2 protein-coding genes are annotated in these 811 nt (G+C 39.3%); both read right to left on the minus strand.

Features of this window, described 5'->3' with window-relative positions; translation table 11 throughout:
• The coding region (locus JCM21738_RS22015; protein ID WP_148296181.1) for a DDE-type integrase/transposase/recombinase at nt 1-718 on the minus strand (718 nt) is incomplete at its 3' end.
• 4 nt (nt 719-722) lie between these two features.
• A partial coding sequence (locus JCM21738_RS27615; protein ID WP_148296182.1) for a helix-turn-helix domain-containing protein occupies nt 723-811 on the minus strand: 89 nt, incomplete at its 5' end.

Genomic DNA, 811 nt, shown 5'->3' on the forward strand with positions numbered 1-811 from the left:
TTTTTCCATTACCTGTCCTATCCAACCATTGCTGACATTGCTCGTTCCAGGAATCAATAGTGTGATACATTCTGTGTTGAACGAAGTTCTTCTTGACGAAGCCTACTACGTTTTCTACTCTTCCTTTACTTTCAGGGTCTGCCTTTCGGCATAAAACCACTTTAAACTCCACCTCGTTGACAAACTGCTGAAATTCCTGGGTAAGAAGAATATCTCCTTCATTTTCTGCTACAACTAGTAGCCGATCCTGGTCGTACACAATTTCCTTGGAAACTCCACTGAAAGCAATAAACGCTTTTTTATGTGCCTCTACTACATCCTTAGTCGTAAATGGCTTATTTTGGAACCAAACATATTTGAACCTCGAGTGCGCTAGCACAAATACGATGAACACGAGTTTGACTGGCTTACCAGCTTTATTCCTTACTGTCACAAAACCGAAATCTGCTTGTATTTGTTCACCCATTGGCGGATCAGGAATGGCTTCGTATTCCCGTTTGTAAACCTCTTTAGGGATTGCGAACTCTGCTCGAATATCTTTTACATAATTCCTTACTGTACTTTCTCCCACTTTGAAAGTAGGAAACTTTTCTTTCAGCCAATCATATACTTGGGCTGCCGTCATGTCGGGATATTTCCTCAACCAATCCAATATCAACTCTTTATGTATATCTAATTTTTTCGTTCTAGCCATAGTAGATGCCGTCCATTCTGCCATTTCATCAGGTGTCTTCTGTAAAATACTTATAAACTGTATTTCTTGATAAATTCATCTTTCTTGCAATAGCTGAAATGCTGTACTTCTGCTTAT

The sequence above is a fragment of the Mesobacillus boroniphilus JCM 21738 genome (assembly GCF_000517385.1).
Taxonomy (GTDB): domain Bacteria; phylum Bacillota; class Bacilli; order Bacillales; family Cytobacillaceae; genus Mesobacillus; species Mesobacillus boroniphilus.